Genomic DNA, 14,618 nt, shown 5'->3' with positions numbered 1-14,618 from the left:
CATAAAATTGACTCCCTTTCTTTTTTTATCTATCCATTTCTACTTACTTCTTTTTTAACAGTTTTAAAGCTGCCCATCCTATCAATGCCAATATTAACAAGGAACTAATAAGTGAAATTAATTGACCCACCCTGTACGATGAAGGCTCAAACCTAAACTCCAGGGTGTGTTCACCCTGCGGTAGCATTACTGCACGTAAAATATAGTTGGTGCGATAAATAGCTACCTTTTCGCCATCCACATAGGCATTCCATCCTTTGGGATAATATATTTGCGAAAACACAGCCAGTTGCTCCTGCTCTATTGAGTAATCATATAATAGTTGATTTGGCTTATAACTTTTTAGCTCTAACGATCCGGATACATCATCTAACTTGTAATCTTTTAACTGGTCAAATTCGGAAATATTAACTACTGCTTTATCCTTTAAAGGCACATAGCTCAATGCATCGATGGCACCATCAGGTGCATCAACAGGGTATATGCCTTTTACAAACCACGCGTCGCCAAAAGCACTATGGTTTATTATAGGTGCAGCCTTGGGGCTGTATACTACAAAGCGGGCGTTAAGCATATTTAACACGCTCATGTTTGCTAAGCTGTTTTGCAGTTCCTGCTCGCTGCTCTGGCTTTGTAATGTCCCGATCAGGATTTGCAAATCATTCATTAAATATTTATCAATCAAATCCTGGTAACGGCGCAGCTTGGCACCATGGTATCCACCAATAGATTCGTGATGGTAGGATGTGCTTACTTCCTTAAACGGATCGCGATAAATAGTAAATACGCGGTCGCCATCCTGCTTTAATGAATTGATCGCCTTATCCGACTCACTTAATGCAAATTCACGACCCACATTTCTTTTACTTTCGAAATGTTCGTTATTTAAATATCTTTTATCCACCCCCCAATGGTCAACCAATATTAACAAACCCAATCCCCAAATAAGGTACTTGCCTGAGAGTTTGTTAGTAGCGAAAAACCAAACCGATGCCGATGCGATGAGTATAAATGCAAAAGATCTGAAAGCATCCATTTTAAACAAAGTAGCTCTGGCTACTTTTAAGTTGTATACAATCCCATCAAAATAGGAGGAAATTTGCCCTGCCTGGGCAGCGTTCTCTTGCATGGCTTGCTGTTTTTGCTGCAAAATGGAACTCAGTTCCATGTCGCTAATAAAGTTAAAGAAAACAGCAGGGAAAAGGTAAAATAGTAAACTTATGCCACCTGTCAGCCCAAAGGCCGCAAAAAATTTCCAGCTGGCTTCACGTATCAGCTGCGGTTTTTTGTACACTTCTCGAAGCCCCAATAAACCCAGGGTTGGGATAGTAAAGGATGCGATTAGCATGGCCATTTCAACCGTACGAAACTTGTTGTAGAGCGGGAAATTGTAAAACATAAAATCGGTGAACGGCATAAAATGCTTTCCCCAAGACAGCAATAGCGATAATACCGTTCCAGCCACAAGCCACCATTTATCCGGTCCACCATAAAAAAACATGCCCAGCATAAATAAAAAACAGACCACTGCCCCAGCATAAACGGGCCCTGAGGTAAACGGGCGTCCTCCCCAGTATTGGCTTTGTCCACCCACCGTTTCTTTAAACCTGTCCTCAACTTCGGCTAATGCTGAAGGATTGTTGGCAATTGCCTCGGATGCGCCGCCAACTGCATTGGGAATCAACAAGGTCCAGGAACCTTGTGGCTCCAGGCTCCAGGCAAGGGCATAATCTTTATCTAAACCACTGTGTTCGGCTGCACCTTCGTAATTGCTTAATTCTGATTTACCGCGAATACTGTATTTACCGTATTCGTAGGTTGTCCATAGGTTGGTTATATTTGGTAGAACGGCCAACAATGCTGCCCCCAGAAGCACCAACGAAGCCTTAATGAAGTGCTGTATGGTTTTGTGTAGAATGGCGTAAACAAATCTGGAAGTTATCAGCACCAATATCAACAAGGCTAAATAATAGGTAACCTGAACGTGATTATAGGCAATCTGTAAACCCACCGCTACGGTTGTAAATATCCCTCCCATCCACACATTACGGTTGTAGGTATAAAGTATGCCGCCAATAACAGGTGCCATCAATGCTATGGTATAGGCTTTGGTAATGTGGCCGGCCACAATAATTATCAAATTATAGGAGCCAAAGCCAAAGGCCAGGGCACCAATAAGGGCAAAACGCCAGTCCATCTTAAGGCTCAGTAAAAAGATATAGAAACCCAGCAAATACAAAAACAGAATGGCCACGGTATGATAAGGCAAGGCCAGACGCATCACTCTATTGATATACGAAAAAATATTTTTTGAACTGTCGCCTTTTATCTGGTACGCAGGCATGCCACTAAAGGCACTATTGGTCCATTGCGAGGTTTCGCCTGTTTCTTTCTCAAAAGATTCCAGCTCCTGTGCCATGCCAATGGCATGACTGTTGTCCATTTGAAGCAGTGTTTTGTTTTTTAGCACAGGGCTAAAATAGGCGAAACTCAATACAACAAATAATAAAACGGTTCCGATATAGGGCAAGGATGATTTTATTTTGTCAATCATGGTGTTACGTTTTTTTGCGGGCTAAAAATAGACAAAAAGGGGATACCTTGCAAAAGAGTAAAATACAAGATGAACGTAGCGGCTAATCCGAATAGATAAAAAGGTATTGGGTGTTAATCTTTGTTAATCCACTGGCAATAGGATTTTATGGCACAGACATTGCATTTCTTTTGCCAAAGAACGTTTAAGTTTTTTTTTCATAGATTAGGTTAGGGTTTAAGTTGAATAATCGGGGTATCATCTGGTACTCCGATTATTTTAACCTAAAAAAAAAGAAAGGTTTTGAGTTTTTTTTCATAGATTAGAGTTAAGTTTAAAGGAGTGTTTCCAATGGGGGCGCTCCTTTTTTAGTGTAAGTAAAGTAGAAGAAAAAAAACGATGAGAAATGGACTTGCTCCTAACAAATATACAGTCCTTAAACACTACATCTAATAAGATAACATTAAAGCCATCCCAATATTATCTTTGAACGTACAATTTATTCCCCATTTTAAAGGATTATCAAAGCACACTACCATGCTTTAATTTAAAACACATCTGCCAATACACCCCAATCATTCACTTTTAAAATCTTAGGAATTTAAATACTAAACCTTGAAATAAGTTCTTTGTGCATAGGGAATAGCGCAAGCAGCTTCTTGGTCTGCCCCAGTTCAAAGTCGGCAAAATCGAAGCCGGGCGCCACAGCACAGCTTACCAACGAATAACCCAAGCCTTCTTTAACCTCGGCAGCAAACCAGGTATGGGGTTCAACAGTATATTGCAAATGGCCGTTAATACGCTCCGAGAGTTCCACATGGCTATAACACCCTTTAGGATCAATCATATGAATAATCAAAGGCATACCGCGGTGAAAATACCATACTTCGGGTGATTTAATTTTATGAAAGGCCGAGAACCTTTCCCCTGCCAGGAGATAATAGATAGAAGTTAAGGCACTTCTATCCGAATCGAAAGTCCCGGGTAAGCCTTCCTTTTTTAAAACGATATCCGATTTATATACTTCTTTAAACCATCCTCCTTCAGGATGTTTGTTCATTTTTAGCTGATGGATGATTTGTCTGGCCTCCCGGGTAATATGATCGTCGGGCACCAGAAGCGGATTATCATTTACAAACTGTTGCAGAATGGCTTGTGCTTCGGCCAGTTTTTCTTCCCAATGCTGAATGGAATTTTGCCCTATGATATCGGTAACGCATTTTACACCCACAAACGGTACATTGTTCATACGGCACACTCTTGCCACCGCAAAAGATTCCATGTCGAATACATCGCCGGTACCATCGGCAGTGGTTAAAAAGGTGTCGCCGGTATTGCAAACGCTCTCGAACACCCAATTTTTAAAAAAACCACACTTACGCACTTCATCGGTAAAATCCTCTTCAAACGGAACCCCAAAATTATTCAGTTTCTCCATGTCCCTATCCACAAATTTCTGACATAAATGCACCGAACCTATTTTGTAATGAATAGCCCCGGCCGTGCCAATATTAATAACCACATCGGGCTGATGAGTGGCAATGGCCTGCTCTACAGCGATAGCTGCCGCCACCTTACCTACTCCCGTACGGCAATAATGAAATTTACATCGGGGCATGGTAAGCTGCACCCTTTCTTCCTGAACTGCGTAAACAATTAAAACATTGAGCATATTTATTATTTTTGAACAAAAATAGCGATAAAAACAGATGAACCTATACAAATTACGACTCCTTTTGGCCGGCATGCTTATCTCACTTACCATGTATGCGCAGGAGGCCAATGTTGAATCCATAAAAAAAACACTTGAGCCAAAACAGAACGATTTTGAAACTTACGAAATGACAATGCCTGATATACGTTGGGGACTTAATATCCAGGGGCTTATGGGCGAAATGTCCAACGATAAAAACTTTACATTAGGAGCCTATGTAAAGTATAAACCATTTTACCGTTTCGACATAGATGCCGGATTTAAGTATTACTTGGCTTCATTAGACAATGATGATTTTAATTTTGAGATGAACGACATAAGTTACAAATACAGCAGGTTTTCGGGGGCTCAGGTTTTTCTGGCCATTAATAGTTCCTTGGCCCTCAATAAAGTTAACAGTCACACCGCTATGTATACCTCATTTGAAGCAGGCTATGCCCGTAACACAAGCGATTTGAACCAATACAGCAATGCGAATGAGCGCATCACTTCGCAAACACTTAGCGATGGTAAGATGTATGTGGAGTGGAAGTTGGGTTTTAATTTTTATGGAGATTTTTTGGGGGACAATACAGGAGCCAGAGTTTTTGTTGGCGCAAATACAGTCCCTTACTTTTTGTCGGCCCATACCCATCAACGGTTAAGTAAAGTTAGAAACAACAACTATACTTCCGGCACGCTGCTTTTAGGGGTAGCCCTCGAATTTGGACTAAAGCATACGCCGGAACAAAAAGCAAACAAAATGCGGAAAAAGGAAAACCAAACTATTCTCGAAAAGTACCAGGGTAAATCGGATAAATTGTTTTAATAATATTGATTCCAAAATTATTTCTCTATTGACCATTGCGTCTTAATATTGTAAATTCATCCTTTAATAATACCGCTTCATGAATATTATTCTATATATCAACCTCCTCCTTGTTAATATTGTGGCATGGCTGGCTATCAGCTATTTCTGGAGCTTCTGGACATTTAAGGTTTTTAAACCATACCAATGGTTAGAGATGTGCAAAAAGAAAAAGGTGCCTACCACAATAAAGCGGATGGAACGAAAATTTAAAGACCGGAACCGTTTTTATAGTATCTGGTTTGTATTACAGGGCATTATTAACAAAAACATTCCCGGACAGTTGGCCGAGGTGGGCGTATATAAAGGTCATACTGCCAAACTTGTGCATCATATGCTGCCCGAACGAGTGCTTTACCTATTTGACAGTTTTTCAGGGCTACCTGCACAGGTCATACGCGAAGACTGCGACGGCACTGTGCGTCCGCATACGGTTAATTTTGAGCACACAAGCCAAAAGCAGGTAGAGAACTATATAAAAGGTAACCACAAGGTTAAAATTTTTAAAGGTATTTTTCCCGAAACGGCAAAAGGTATCGGGAACGAAAAATTTGCCTTTGTGCACCTGGATGCCGACTTGTATCAATCAACGCTGGATGGCCTGCAGTTTTTTTATCCTCGTCTGGCACCCGGTGGTTCCATTTTGGTGCACGATTACAACCACAACTGGGAAGGCGTGCGTAAGGCTGTAAACGAATTTGAATTAACGGTACCTGAGCAGTTTGTAGAGCTCATCGACATGTATGGATCGGTGCTGTTAACTAAAAATAAAACATAACACAACACCATGATTAAAACTTATGCTTTTGTTCTACTACTGCTGTTTGCCTATACTAAAGGTGTGGCACAATCACCAAGCAGCAACGAACACCGTCCGAAAATTGGTTTAGTACTTAGTGGCGGGGGTGCCAAAGGCATGGCACACATTGGTGTTCTTAAAGTGTTGGAAGAATTAAACATCAGACCCGATTACATTGCGGGTACCAGCATGGGAAGTATTATGGGCGGATTATATGCCGTGGGGTATTCTGCGGCTCAATTAGATTCGATATTACGCCAGATGGATTGGAGCAGCATGCTGAGCGACAGGATACCGCTATCGAAAGTAGTACCCGAGGAGAAGCACAAATATAACCGCTTCCTCTTTCAGTTCGATCTAACGAAAAACGGCCCCTTACTTCCCGAGGCCATGGTGGTAGGACAAGGGATTATGGAGGAAATGAATTGGCTCACCTGGCATGTAGTGGGGAAAGATAATTTCGACGATTTTGAAATACCGTTCCGTTGTGTAGCTTCTGACTTAGTTACCGGCCAACCCTACGTGTTTTCCTCCGGTAGCTTAGTAACCGCCATGAGGGCCAGCATGGCCATACCAACCATCTTTTCGCCTGTTAGGTTCAATTCCATGCTTTTGGTAGATGGCGGAGTGTTAAATAATATACCCGTGCAGGCCTGTCGCGACATGGGTGCCGATATTGTTATTACAGTTAATGTGGGCTTTCGACATAAACCCAGCATCGACGACTTTCAGTCAATAAGTGATATTTTAATGGGTTCGGCCATGATTAGGAGCAACTACGAATCGCAGAAAGCGTTAGACGACACAGATATACTTATTGCGCCCGACCTAAGCAAGTACAGTTCGGCCAGCTTTTACGATGGTGCTGCTATCATAGATCAAGGCGAAATAGCCGCACGCGAAAGATACGATGAACTGGCCTCCCTATCAGAATTCCTATCGCTCTATCCTCAAAAAAAGAAAGTTGAAACCAAGTTTTTAAAAGAAGTTTACATTGAAGATATTCATGTGGGGGAGTTAAAACACTTAGATAAAAGTTTTGTATTGGGTAAATCGGGATTGGAAGCCGGAAAGCTATATACTAAAGCACAAATAAACGAGGCACTGCACCGTTTAGTGGGTACGCGATACTTCCAGAATGTCAGTTATTTGCTCAGCCAGGGCGAACGCGGATATGTGCTTACGCTATTACCCACAGAATCATACAGAAGTAAATATAATTTTGCGGTTCATTACGATAACAGCTATAAAGTAGCTGCCATTTTTAATGTAGCCTTCCGAAATACAATTATCAAAGGATCCAACTTATCCCTGAGTCTTAACCTATCAGAGTACCCCATTTTTAAGGGTGAGTTTATCGATTACCGGGGCAATAATCAGCTGGTGGGTAATTACCTTAAAACAACCTGGGAATTTAATTCAATTCCTCTTTTTGGCAACGACGGCAGCAGCCTGGGTGGTTTTAATCAAAATAACTTAATTTCGGAAGCAGGTATACTCTACACGCCCAATACCAAACAGATTGTGCAAGGAGGTGTGTTTTATAAACGGCAGATAGGTAATTCGGGCCGTGGCCTATTGGATTTATTAACCGACGATGTCAGCCGGATTGGCAACCATTGGTGGGGACTTAACTTTAATTACAATAAAAATTCCTTCGACAAACCGTTTTTTATTAACAGCGGTAGCGAGCTCGACATTGACCTGGCATACCCCTTGGGCTTTGGCACCATTTATACCGGATCGGATAGTGCCTTGGTATTGTTAAACGACCTTGTAAACATACCACGCGAAAAATATTTAAAAGCCAAACTCACGTGGGAGCATTATCTACCGGCTCATTCAAAAATTAGTTTATCCTACTTTCTTTCGGCTGGTGGTGCAACGGAAAACCTGGGCAACGCCCAGTATTTTAACATTGGGGGTTTAAAATCTACAGCCCGTACATTAGACATCCCTTTCCCAGGAATGATACCCAAAGAAGTAAGTGCTCAACAGTTTGTGATGGCACAGTTGCATTTACGTTATCAGGTATTCAACAAACTATTTATTCATCTCTCGGGTGGCGCCATGGACTACGAAACTAAATTTGAACACCTGAGTTTTGCTCCCGGAAGAGGAATTGCTGCCAACCAAGTGGTTTTTGGAGGTAACCTGTTGCTTACGCACAATTCTATTGTAGGCCCTATCGAATTCGGATATGGCAGATCGAACTTACATCACAAAGGCCGATGGTTTTTTACGGCAGGCTTTCCGTTTTAAACTTTTGGATGGATTCCATGTTCATTACGTATGCAAACCGTTATTGAAAAATAGCTATAGCAAAACATCATAAAATGTGGAGGCTTGATTGCGTCTACCCGGCACTGTATTAAAAGCTCTATTATAAAACTGTCTCACTATTTTTTAAAATGAATAAAGACTTATCAAATATCAGAAAAGATTTTACCCAAAAGGAACTAAGCGAGGACACAGTTGTTGAGAATCCCGTGCATCAGTTTAGGCTATGGCTCAATGAGGCCATCGAAAGCGAACAGCCCGAACCAACCGCCATGACTCTCTGCACAGTTTCGCCCGATGCCATACCCTCTGCACGAATCGTACTACTAAAAAAACTGGACGATAACACCGGCTTTTGGTTTTACACCAATTACGACAGCCATAAAGGAAAGGACTTGGCGCATAATCATCATGCTACGCTCAATTTTTTTTGGCCTTTATTAGAGCGGCAGGTACGTATAACGGGCACGGTATCTAAAGTATCCATCTCCGATAGCAACGCCTATTTTGATTCGCGTCCGCTGGATAGCCGTATCGGGGCCATCGCTTCGCCACAAAGCCAGGTAATTGAAAGTAGGGATGAATTAAAGGAACTGTTGGAGGAAGCCAAAAAAGGGCTTATCCAACGACCTAAACATTGGGGTGGATATGCATTGTTGCCCAACGAAATAGAGTTTTGGCAAGGACGAGCCAGCCGCTTGCACGATAGAATCAGGTACAGATTAAGCGGGAAAGATTGGGTACGGGAACGATTGGCACCTTAAATTCCAAAGCCGAGGGTTTCGCTTGCAGTATAACCCTCGGTAGTCTTAAATTAAATATTTGCTTTAAACTGTTCCAGAAAACGCACATCGTTTTCAAAAAATAATCTAATGTCCTTTATCTGATATTTAAGCATGGTAATCCGTTCAATGCCCATGCCAAATGCAAAGCCGGTATATTTTTCACTGTCTATATTGGAGTAGTCCAAAACATGTGGATCTACCATGCCGCAACCCAAAATCTCGACCCATCCCGTGTATTTACAAACGTTACAACCCTTACCCCCGCATAAGCTGCACGAAATATCCATTTCGGCGGATGGCTCGGTAAAAGGGAAATAAGATGGTCGTAATCGTATCTGCGTTTTTTCACCAAACATTTCTTTAGCAAAATAAAGCAAGGTCTGCCTTAGGTCAGCAAAAGATACATTTTCATCGATATACAAACCTTCTACCTGATGAAATATACAATGAGCACGCGCGGATATAGCCTCGTTGCGGAACACACGACCCGGAAAAATAGAGCGGATGGGGGGTTGTGTATTTTCCATCACCCGCACCTGAACCGACGAGGTATGCGTTCGTAACAGCACATCAGGATCTTTTTCGATAAAAAAGGTGTCTTGCATATCACGTGCCGGGTGTTCCTCGGGAAAGTTGAGTGCCGTAAAAACATGAAAATCATCCTCTATTTCGGGGCCTTCGGCAATATTGAAACCCAAGCGTGCAAAAATATCCACTATCTCGTTACGCACTAGCGATAAAGGATGACGACTGCCCAGCTTCATGAGGGTTCCGGGAAGGGTTAGGTCGGATCCTGCACCTCGTACATCGGTATGGGCGAACTGCTCCTTTAATGCCCCAATAAAATCGTGGGCTTCCGTTTTAAGCACGTTAATTAATTGACCCACTTCCCGTTTCTGCTCGTTGGGCACTGTTTTAAAATCGTTAAACAATTGGGGTATGATGCCTTTTTTACTGAGGTATTTTATCCGCAGATGTTCGGCCTCATCCGCTGTTTGGGCGGTCAATTGTTGTATCTCTTCGCGCAGTGCTTTTATTTTATCGAGCATAATCAGCTTTTTTTTATCGTTATCCAGAATCTGCAAATTTAATCAAAAGGATCAAAAGATTGGTAGGATTTAACTTATGAAATAAGTTTTTCCGTGCAGAGTAAGAATCTTTGATCCCTACGAGATAACCTTTACATAAGCCCCGGATAAATACAGGGCTTATGCACAGCCAACTCCTTTGGGGTTTTTAAGCATACCCTATTGACCGCCCAAAATTTTAAAAACCTATTTTCTTAACATCTCAATTTTTAATATTCTGATATCATCAACCGGCCTATCAACAGCATAGGTTTTAGCGGCGGCAATTTTATCTACCACATCCATTCCTCCGATCACCTCTCCAAATACGGTATAATCTCCGTCGAGATGTGGTGCACCCCCAAGCGTGGTATAAGTGTTTATTTGTTGTTGGGTAAACTTTATTCCTTTATCTTTTTCAAGATCTTTTAATTCGTCCAAGGTGAAAAGTCTTCCGGAAACAATATAAAACTGCGAACCATCGGATCGGTTCCTGGGGTTGCGCTCTGCCGGCATTTTTGATGCGGCTACAGCACCTCGCTTATGATATAATCCGGGCACCACATTTGTTTTTAAATCGTAACCGGGCCCCTGCCAGCCAACTATGTCATCTTTATCCGCATATTTACTGTCGGCCGCACCGGTTTGAATCAAAAAATTGTGTATAACCCTGTGCACCAGCAGGCTATCGTAAAACTGATCGCTCACCAATTTTATAAAGTTATCACGGAAAACGGGGGTTCGATTATCCAGTTTTATGGTGATGTTGCCCATGCTGGTCACTATCCTAAATGCCTCAATACTTTTGTAGGATGGATAAACTTTATTGGATTTATTACGAAGTTCGTAGATAGATGCCGGCTGCTCCAATTGATTTTTTGCCAGTGCGGCAATGTTAGCTGAAGGAATCAAAACGGAAACACGACCTGTGTCGGTATCCATGCTTTGTACCAGACCAACCAGATGGTGCAGATAATTAAAAGCAGGCAAACCGTTATAAATTTCCCGACTCAGGAGGTAATGGGTAATAGAGTCCTGCTCCAGCCTTTTTACCGCTGCCTTTGGAGCATACATTTTTTTTTGCTTGCGGTAGAGTCCTGCCACTGTGTCGGGGATACTTCTAATAGCCTTATCAATATCCAGATAATTTAGATTTTTCTTCCACGTTTTTAATATCACTAAGTTTTGATCAATACTGTACGCGGTATAGCCTGCCACATCGTTATAATTATCGGATCCGATAATGGCCGCTTTGGCTTTAAAAGCACCTTTTATTAAATCGAGATGGGTAACCAGTAGGTTAGCGGTAATGTAAAATCCATATCCCTTTTTTAGCGTGCGGTTGTAGTGATCGTAGGTTTGAATGCGTACAATGCCTTTGATATTGCGCTGATACGATCCTTTGGGTCGGATATTCTCCGGCTTGGTACTACCCTTTCTTTCCTGGCCGGATTTACATCCAACCAATATAAGGCTCACTAACAATATTATTCCTAATTTATTCATATGGCAAAGCTACAGCAACCTAAGCACCAGCTTAACATCTTTTAAAGGACGGTTGTTTTTATCGGTTTTTAAAGCTGCTATTTGTTCCATTACATTAAATCCGCTTATCACCTCGCCAAAAACAGTGTACTCGCCGTCGAGCTCGGGCAGTCCACCAATTGAAGTATAAACCTCACGTTGCTCCGGGCTAAACTCCAACTTGTTAGATAAGGCGTACTCAAAGGCAATCTTTTCCTTTATCTCACGCAGTAGCCGGTTAAACTCGTGTGGGTCGTCCGCTTTTAGCTTTTTAAGTTTTTCTTTATGCGGCAGGTAAAACTCTTTTTTTAATTTAATCATAATAGGATTATTGGTAGCCTTCTCCAGCAAATCCAGCTCTTTATTGGTATAAACCCTGCCTTGCACAATATAGAACTGGCTAATGTCCGACATTAAAAAATGATTGATATCCTCGGGCTGGCGTGGAGCACAAATGGCTCCTTTTTTATGAAACCTATTTTCGCGAAACTCCGAATCGATGGTTAATTTTGAACTGCCGTAACCGATGTGTTTACCGGGGGCTGCATTTTTAGAATCGGACGATCCACCCTGAATCACAAAGTCTTTTACCACCCGATAAAATAAGGTACCATCGTAATGACCTTCCTTGGCCAACTTTAAAAAGCTATCTCTATGCTTAGGCGTATCATCGTAAAGCATAATTTTAATATCGCCCAAGGTGGTAGATAAAATTACGTTTTTACTTTGTGCATAGCCAAGGCAAGTCCAAAATACAAATATCGCTGTAACAAAGCACTTTTTCATTCTCTAATCTACTTTACTCCCTGATTACCTTTACATCCAATATCACCACATCTTTCAACGGTCTGTTGCGGCCATCAGTTTGTTCCTGTGCAATCCGCTCTATCACCTCCAGGCCATAACGGCGGCCAAACAATGAAGCTATTTGTTCAAATAAGGTTTTATCCTCTATTACCTCACCAAAAACGGTATAACCACCATCCAAATGCGGCGTGCCACCGCGCGTTTTATATATTTCTTTTACCCTTTCGGGCATAGTAAATTCGGGCTGTGCGGCGTATTGTTTCTGCACCTCGCCCATCACAAACTTTTGCATATCCATCATGCTATCCTGGTCGCCTAATTGTTGAAGCGTATTTAATGAATCTTCGTATTGTGCAAGCACTTGGTTAAATATTTCTCGTTTTTTATCCTCCCTAAATTTGTTCTCAAGTTTGGTTAACTTGGAATCGTTACTTATCTCGCCCTGCACAATGTAAAACTGCGAGCCCGAAGATCGTCTTTCCGGATTTTGCCTATCTCCTTCGCGGGCTGCAGCCAGCGCCCCTTTCTTATGAAAAAACTTTGGGTAATCTATTTCTGCAGGTAAAGTATAGCCGGGTCCGCCTTGACCGAGTGCCACACCACCTTGCGCATTTTTAGAATCCGGGTCGCCTCCCTGAATCATAAAATTTTTGATGACTCGGTGAAACAGCGTTCCGTTAAAATAACCTTCTTTCGCCAGCTTTAAAAAATTATCACGATGTACAGGGGTTTCGTTGTAAAGCTTTAGCTTCAGGTTTCCGTAATTGGTTTTTATACGCACAATGGGCTCGCCCGACTTAGACGAACAGGCAACAATGGCCATAAAAAGAAAAGCCCATATGAACGAGGTGGTTTTTTTCATAAGTATAAACTAAAGTCAAGATTATGTATATCAAGATTAAGAAACGAGACGACACTAAACTTAAAGGATACTTATAATTTATCGTCGAAATATTCGATCATCGCCTGTTTAAGTATTCTTTCCCTTTCCGAAGGGGCTAATTCTTCTAATTGCTTAAGCACGGTAAAAGTAGGCCACCCTTCCTCGTCAGTACCATTTGAGGCATAAAACCCTTTGTGCCGAAATAAAACACAGCGCCCCAGATTTATCAGATCCATTTTTTCCTCTTTCGAGTATTTTATATATCCTGTACCTCTCTCCTGTATCCCAATCAGGAAAAGCAGAAAATCAAAATCGGCCAACACCTTAAACTTTTTGCTTACCTTTAAAAGCATTTCTTCCCAACTCTCGTCTTTATATTCCATTATTATAATTTAATTCAAAATTACTAATATTTCATTTTCTGCCAAGCCCTATATTTTTATCGCTTCAAATTCAATTAACGATGCCGGTCCATAATGTCCATCTCCTTCATTTAATTGTGAAATAAACTCAACATTACGTATAATTTTAAAATCAACAAAATCATTAGCCAACATACTTGTTGAATAAAGCATGTCGATATTACCCGGTCCGCCACTGTTGTAGTGTATTTGTTCTTTTGAAAAACCTACAACAAACAACCTCCCTCCGGCTTTTACAAGTGAGGCCAAAAAAGTATGTATTTCTTTTCTAAGCTGGGGGGGAAGATGAAAAAATGAGAGTGCAACAGCATCAAAAGATTGGGGCTGAAGGTTGGTTTCAGTTATATCTCCTAAAAGATATTCAAAGCTTACGCCATACTTAGCGGCCAATTTTTTTGCTTTATTTTTAGCTACGCTGCTTTGATCCAAGGCCACCACATCCCAATTTCGCATAGCGGCATAAATTGCATTTCGACCCTCACCCTCGCCCGGAAACAGAATTCTTCCGGCAGGGATACTATCTATAAATGATTTAACCTGAGGATTGGGCTGTGTGCCATATATATACTCTTCTGAGGCATAGCGCTCGTTCCAAAATGATTTCATAAAACTGGATAATTAGTTAGGCAGATAAACCAGTAGGCTACTTAAATGGTTCATTCGGTAATAAAGCGATAGTAATAAACACAAAAAAGACCCAGGGTTATCGGGTCTTTCTTATGAAGGATTTTTTTCAGATTTAAGGGAAAAGGATTTATTTTTTTTCCGGCGCTAATATAGGATTTATTTTTTTATTTTTAACAAAGTTTTAACATTTTAGTTGCCACCTTCGGGTTACAACATGCTGTTTTTTGATCTTTACCACAAAAAAAGAGACCGGACAAAAATCCAATCTCTTTTTTATGGCTCCTCTTCCAGGACTTGAACCTGGGAACCTCCCGTGATGAAAAATCACGG

12 protein-coding genes are annotated in these 14,618 nt (G+C 41.4%); 4 read left to right on the top strand and 8 right to left on the bottom strand.

Annotated features, from left to right (window positions below):
* Nucleotides 1–43: 43 nt before the first annotated feature.
* A complete protein-coding gene (locus FN809_RS14295) occupies nucleotides 44–2,554 on the bottom strand; it encodes a YfhO family protein (RefSeq protein ID WP_142534218.1) in 2,511 nt (836 codons plus the stop codon).
* A 580-nt stretch (nucleotides 2,555–3,134) separates the two neighbouring features.
* Entirely contained in the window at nucleotides 3,135–4,205 is a 1,071-nt protein-coding gene (locus FN809_RS17900; RefSeq protein ID WP_221929441.1) for a cupin domain-containing protein, read from the bottom strand.
* A gap of 37 nt (nucleotides 4,206–4,242) precedes the next feature.
* On the opposite strand from FN809_RS17900, the gene FN809_RS14285 reads away from it, so the two are divergent.
* The 4 genes from FN809_RS14285 to pdxH all read left to right on the top strand — a co-directional run bounded on the left by FN809_RS14285 (nucleotide 4,243) and on the right by pdxH (nucleotide 8,937).
* On the top strand, nucleotides 4,243–5,055 hold the full coding sequence (locus FN809_RS14285; RefSeq protein WP_142534217.1) for a hypothetical protein: 813 nt from the start codon (nucleotides 4,243–4,245) through the stop codon (nucleotides 5,053–5,055).
* 79 nt (nucleotides 5,056–5,134) lie between these two features.
* Nucleotides 5,135–5,872 carry a TylF/MycF/NovP-related O-methyltransferase gene (locus FN809_RS14280; protein WP_142534216.1) on the top strand — a complete coding sequence of 246 codons (738 nt, stop codon included), beginning with the start codon at nucleotides 5,135–5,137 and terminating at the stop codon, nucleotides 5,870–5,872.
* A 9-nt stretch (nucleotides 5,873–5,881) separates the two neighbouring features.
* Nucleotides 5,882–8,155 (top strand): patatin-like phospholipase family protein, encoded by a 2,274-nt coding sequence (locus tag FN809_RS14275; RefSeq protein WP_142534215.1) that lies wholly within the window; start codon nucleotides 5,882–5,884, stop codon nucleotides 8,153–8,155.
* A gap of 149 nt (nucleotides 8,156–8,304) precedes the next feature.
* On the top strand, nucleotides 8,305–8,937 hold the full coding sequence (gene pdxH, locus FN809_RS14270) for a pyridoxamine 5'-phosphate oxidase (RefSeq protein ID WP_142534214.1): 633 nt from the start codon (nucleotides 8,305–8,307) through the stop codon (nucleotides 8,935–8,937).
* A gap of 50 nt (nucleotides 8,938–8,987) precedes the next feature.
* Here pdxH and pheS read toward each other — a convergent pair whose 3' ends face one another.
* The 6 genes from pheS to FN809_RS14240 all read right to left on the bottom strand — a co-directional run bounded on the left by pheS (nucleotide 8,988) and on the right by FN809_RS14240 (nucleotide 14,267).
* On the bottom strand, nucleotides 8,988–10,007 hold the full coding sequence (pheS, locus tag FN809_RS14265) for a phenylalanine--tRNA ligase subunit alpha (RefSeq protein ID WP_142534213.1): 1,020 nt from the start codon (nucleotides 10,005–10,007) through the stop codon (nucleotides 8,988–8,990).
* Nucleotides 10,008–10,232: 225 nt separating this feature from the next.
* A complete protein-coding gene (locus tag FN809_RS14260; protein WP_142534212.1) occupies nucleotides 10,233–11,531 on the bottom strand; it encodes a peptidylprolyl isomerase in 1,299 nt (432 codons plus the stop codon).
* Nucleotides 11,532–11,540: 9 nt separating this feature from the next.
* Nucleotides 11,541–12,335: a peptidylprolyl isomerase gene (locus FN809_RS14255; RefSeq protein WP_142534211.1), complete on the bottom strand. Its 795-nt coding sequence runs from the start codon at nucleotides 12,333–12,335 to the stop codon at nucleotides 11,541–11,543.
* A gap of 13 nt (nucleotides 12,336–12,348) precedes the next feature.
* Nucleotides 12,349–13,218 (bottom strand): peptidylprolyl isomerase, encoded by an 870-nt coding sequence (locus FN809_RS14250; protein ID WP_142534210.1) that lies wholly within the window; start codon nucleotides 13,216–13,218, stop codon nucleotides 12,349–12,351.
* 71 nt (nucleotides 13,219–13,289) lie between these two features.
* Nucleotides 13,290–13,622: a hypothetical protein gene (locus tag FN809_RS14245; RefSeq protein ID WP_142534209.1), complete on the bottom strand. Its 333-nt coding sequence runs from the start codon at nucleotides 13,620–13,622 to the stop codon at nucleotides 13,290–13,292.
* Nucleotides 13,623–13,670: 48 nt separating this feature from the next.
* Nucleotides 13,671–14,267 carry a class I SAM-dependent methyltransferase gene (locus FN809_RS14240; protein WP_142534208.1) on the bottom strand — a complete coding sequence of 199 codons (597 nt, stop codon included), beginning with the start codon at nucleotides 14,265–14,267 and terminating at the stop codon, nucleotides 13,671–13,673.
* Nucleotides 14,268–14,618 lie beyond the last annotated feature (351 nt).

The organism is Saccharicrinis carchari, assembly GCF_900182605.1.
Taxonomy (GTDB): Bacteria; Bacteroidota; Bacteroidia; order Bacteroidales; family Marinilabiliaceae; genus Saccharicrinis; species Saccharicrinis carchari.
Note: the sequence above shows the minus strand (reverse complement) of the source record. Positions and strands in the feature narration are given on the sequence as shown.

What these genes read in the sequence shown, in the direction of transcription:
- FN809_RS14295 (WP_142534218.1), bottom strand. Translation starts at nt 2,554, where the DNA reads ATGATTGACAAAATAAAATCATCCTTGCCCTATATCGGAACCGTTTTA.
- FN809_RS17900 (WP_221929441.1), bottom strand. Translation starts at nt 4,205, where the DNA reads ATGCTCAATGTTTTAATTGTTTACGCAGTTCAGGAAGAAAGGGTGCAG.
- FN809_RS14285 (WP_142534217.1), top strand. Translation starts at nt 4,243, where the DNA reads ATGAACCTATACAAATTACGACTCCTTTTGGCCGGCATGCTTATCTCA.
- FN809_RS14280 (WP_142534216.1), top strand. Translation starts at nt 5,135, where the DNA reads ATGAATATTATTCTATATATCAACCTCCTCCTTGTTAATATTGTGGCA.
- FN809_RS14275 (WP_142534215.1), top strand. Translation starts at nt 5,882, where the DNA reads ATGATTAAAACTTATGCTTTTGTTCTACTACTGCTGTTTGCCTATACT.
- pdxH (WP_142534214.1), top strand. Translation starts at nt 8,305, where the DNA reads ATGAATAAAGACTTATCAAATATCAGAAAAGATTTTACCCAAAAGGAA.
- pheS (WP_142534213.1), bottom strand. Translation starts at nt 10,007, where the DNA reads ATGCTCGATAAAATAAAAGCACTGCGCGAAGAGATACAACAATTGACC.
- FN809_RS14260 (WP_142534212.1), bottom strand. Translation starts at nt 11,531, where the DNA reads ATGAATAAATTAGGAATAATATTGTTAGTGAGCCTTATATTGGTTGGA.
- FN809_RS14255 (WP_142534211.1), bottom strand. Translation starts at nt 12,335, where the DNA reads ATGAAAAAGTGCTTTGTTACAGCGATATTTGTATTTTGGACTTGCCTT.
- FN809_RS14250 (WP_142534210.1), bottom strand. Translation starts at nt 13,218, where the DNA reads ATGAAAAAAACCACCTCGTTCATATGGGCTTTTCTTTTTATGGCCATT.
- FN809_RS14245 (WP_142534209.1), bottom strand. Translation starts at nt 13,622, where the DNA reads ATGGAATATAAAGACGAGAGTTGGGAAGAAATGCTTTTAAAGGTAAGC.
- FN809_RS14240 (WP_142534208.1), bottom strand. Translation starts at nt 14,267, where the DNA reads ATGAAATCATTTTGGAACGAGCGCTATGCCTCAGAAGAGTATATATAT.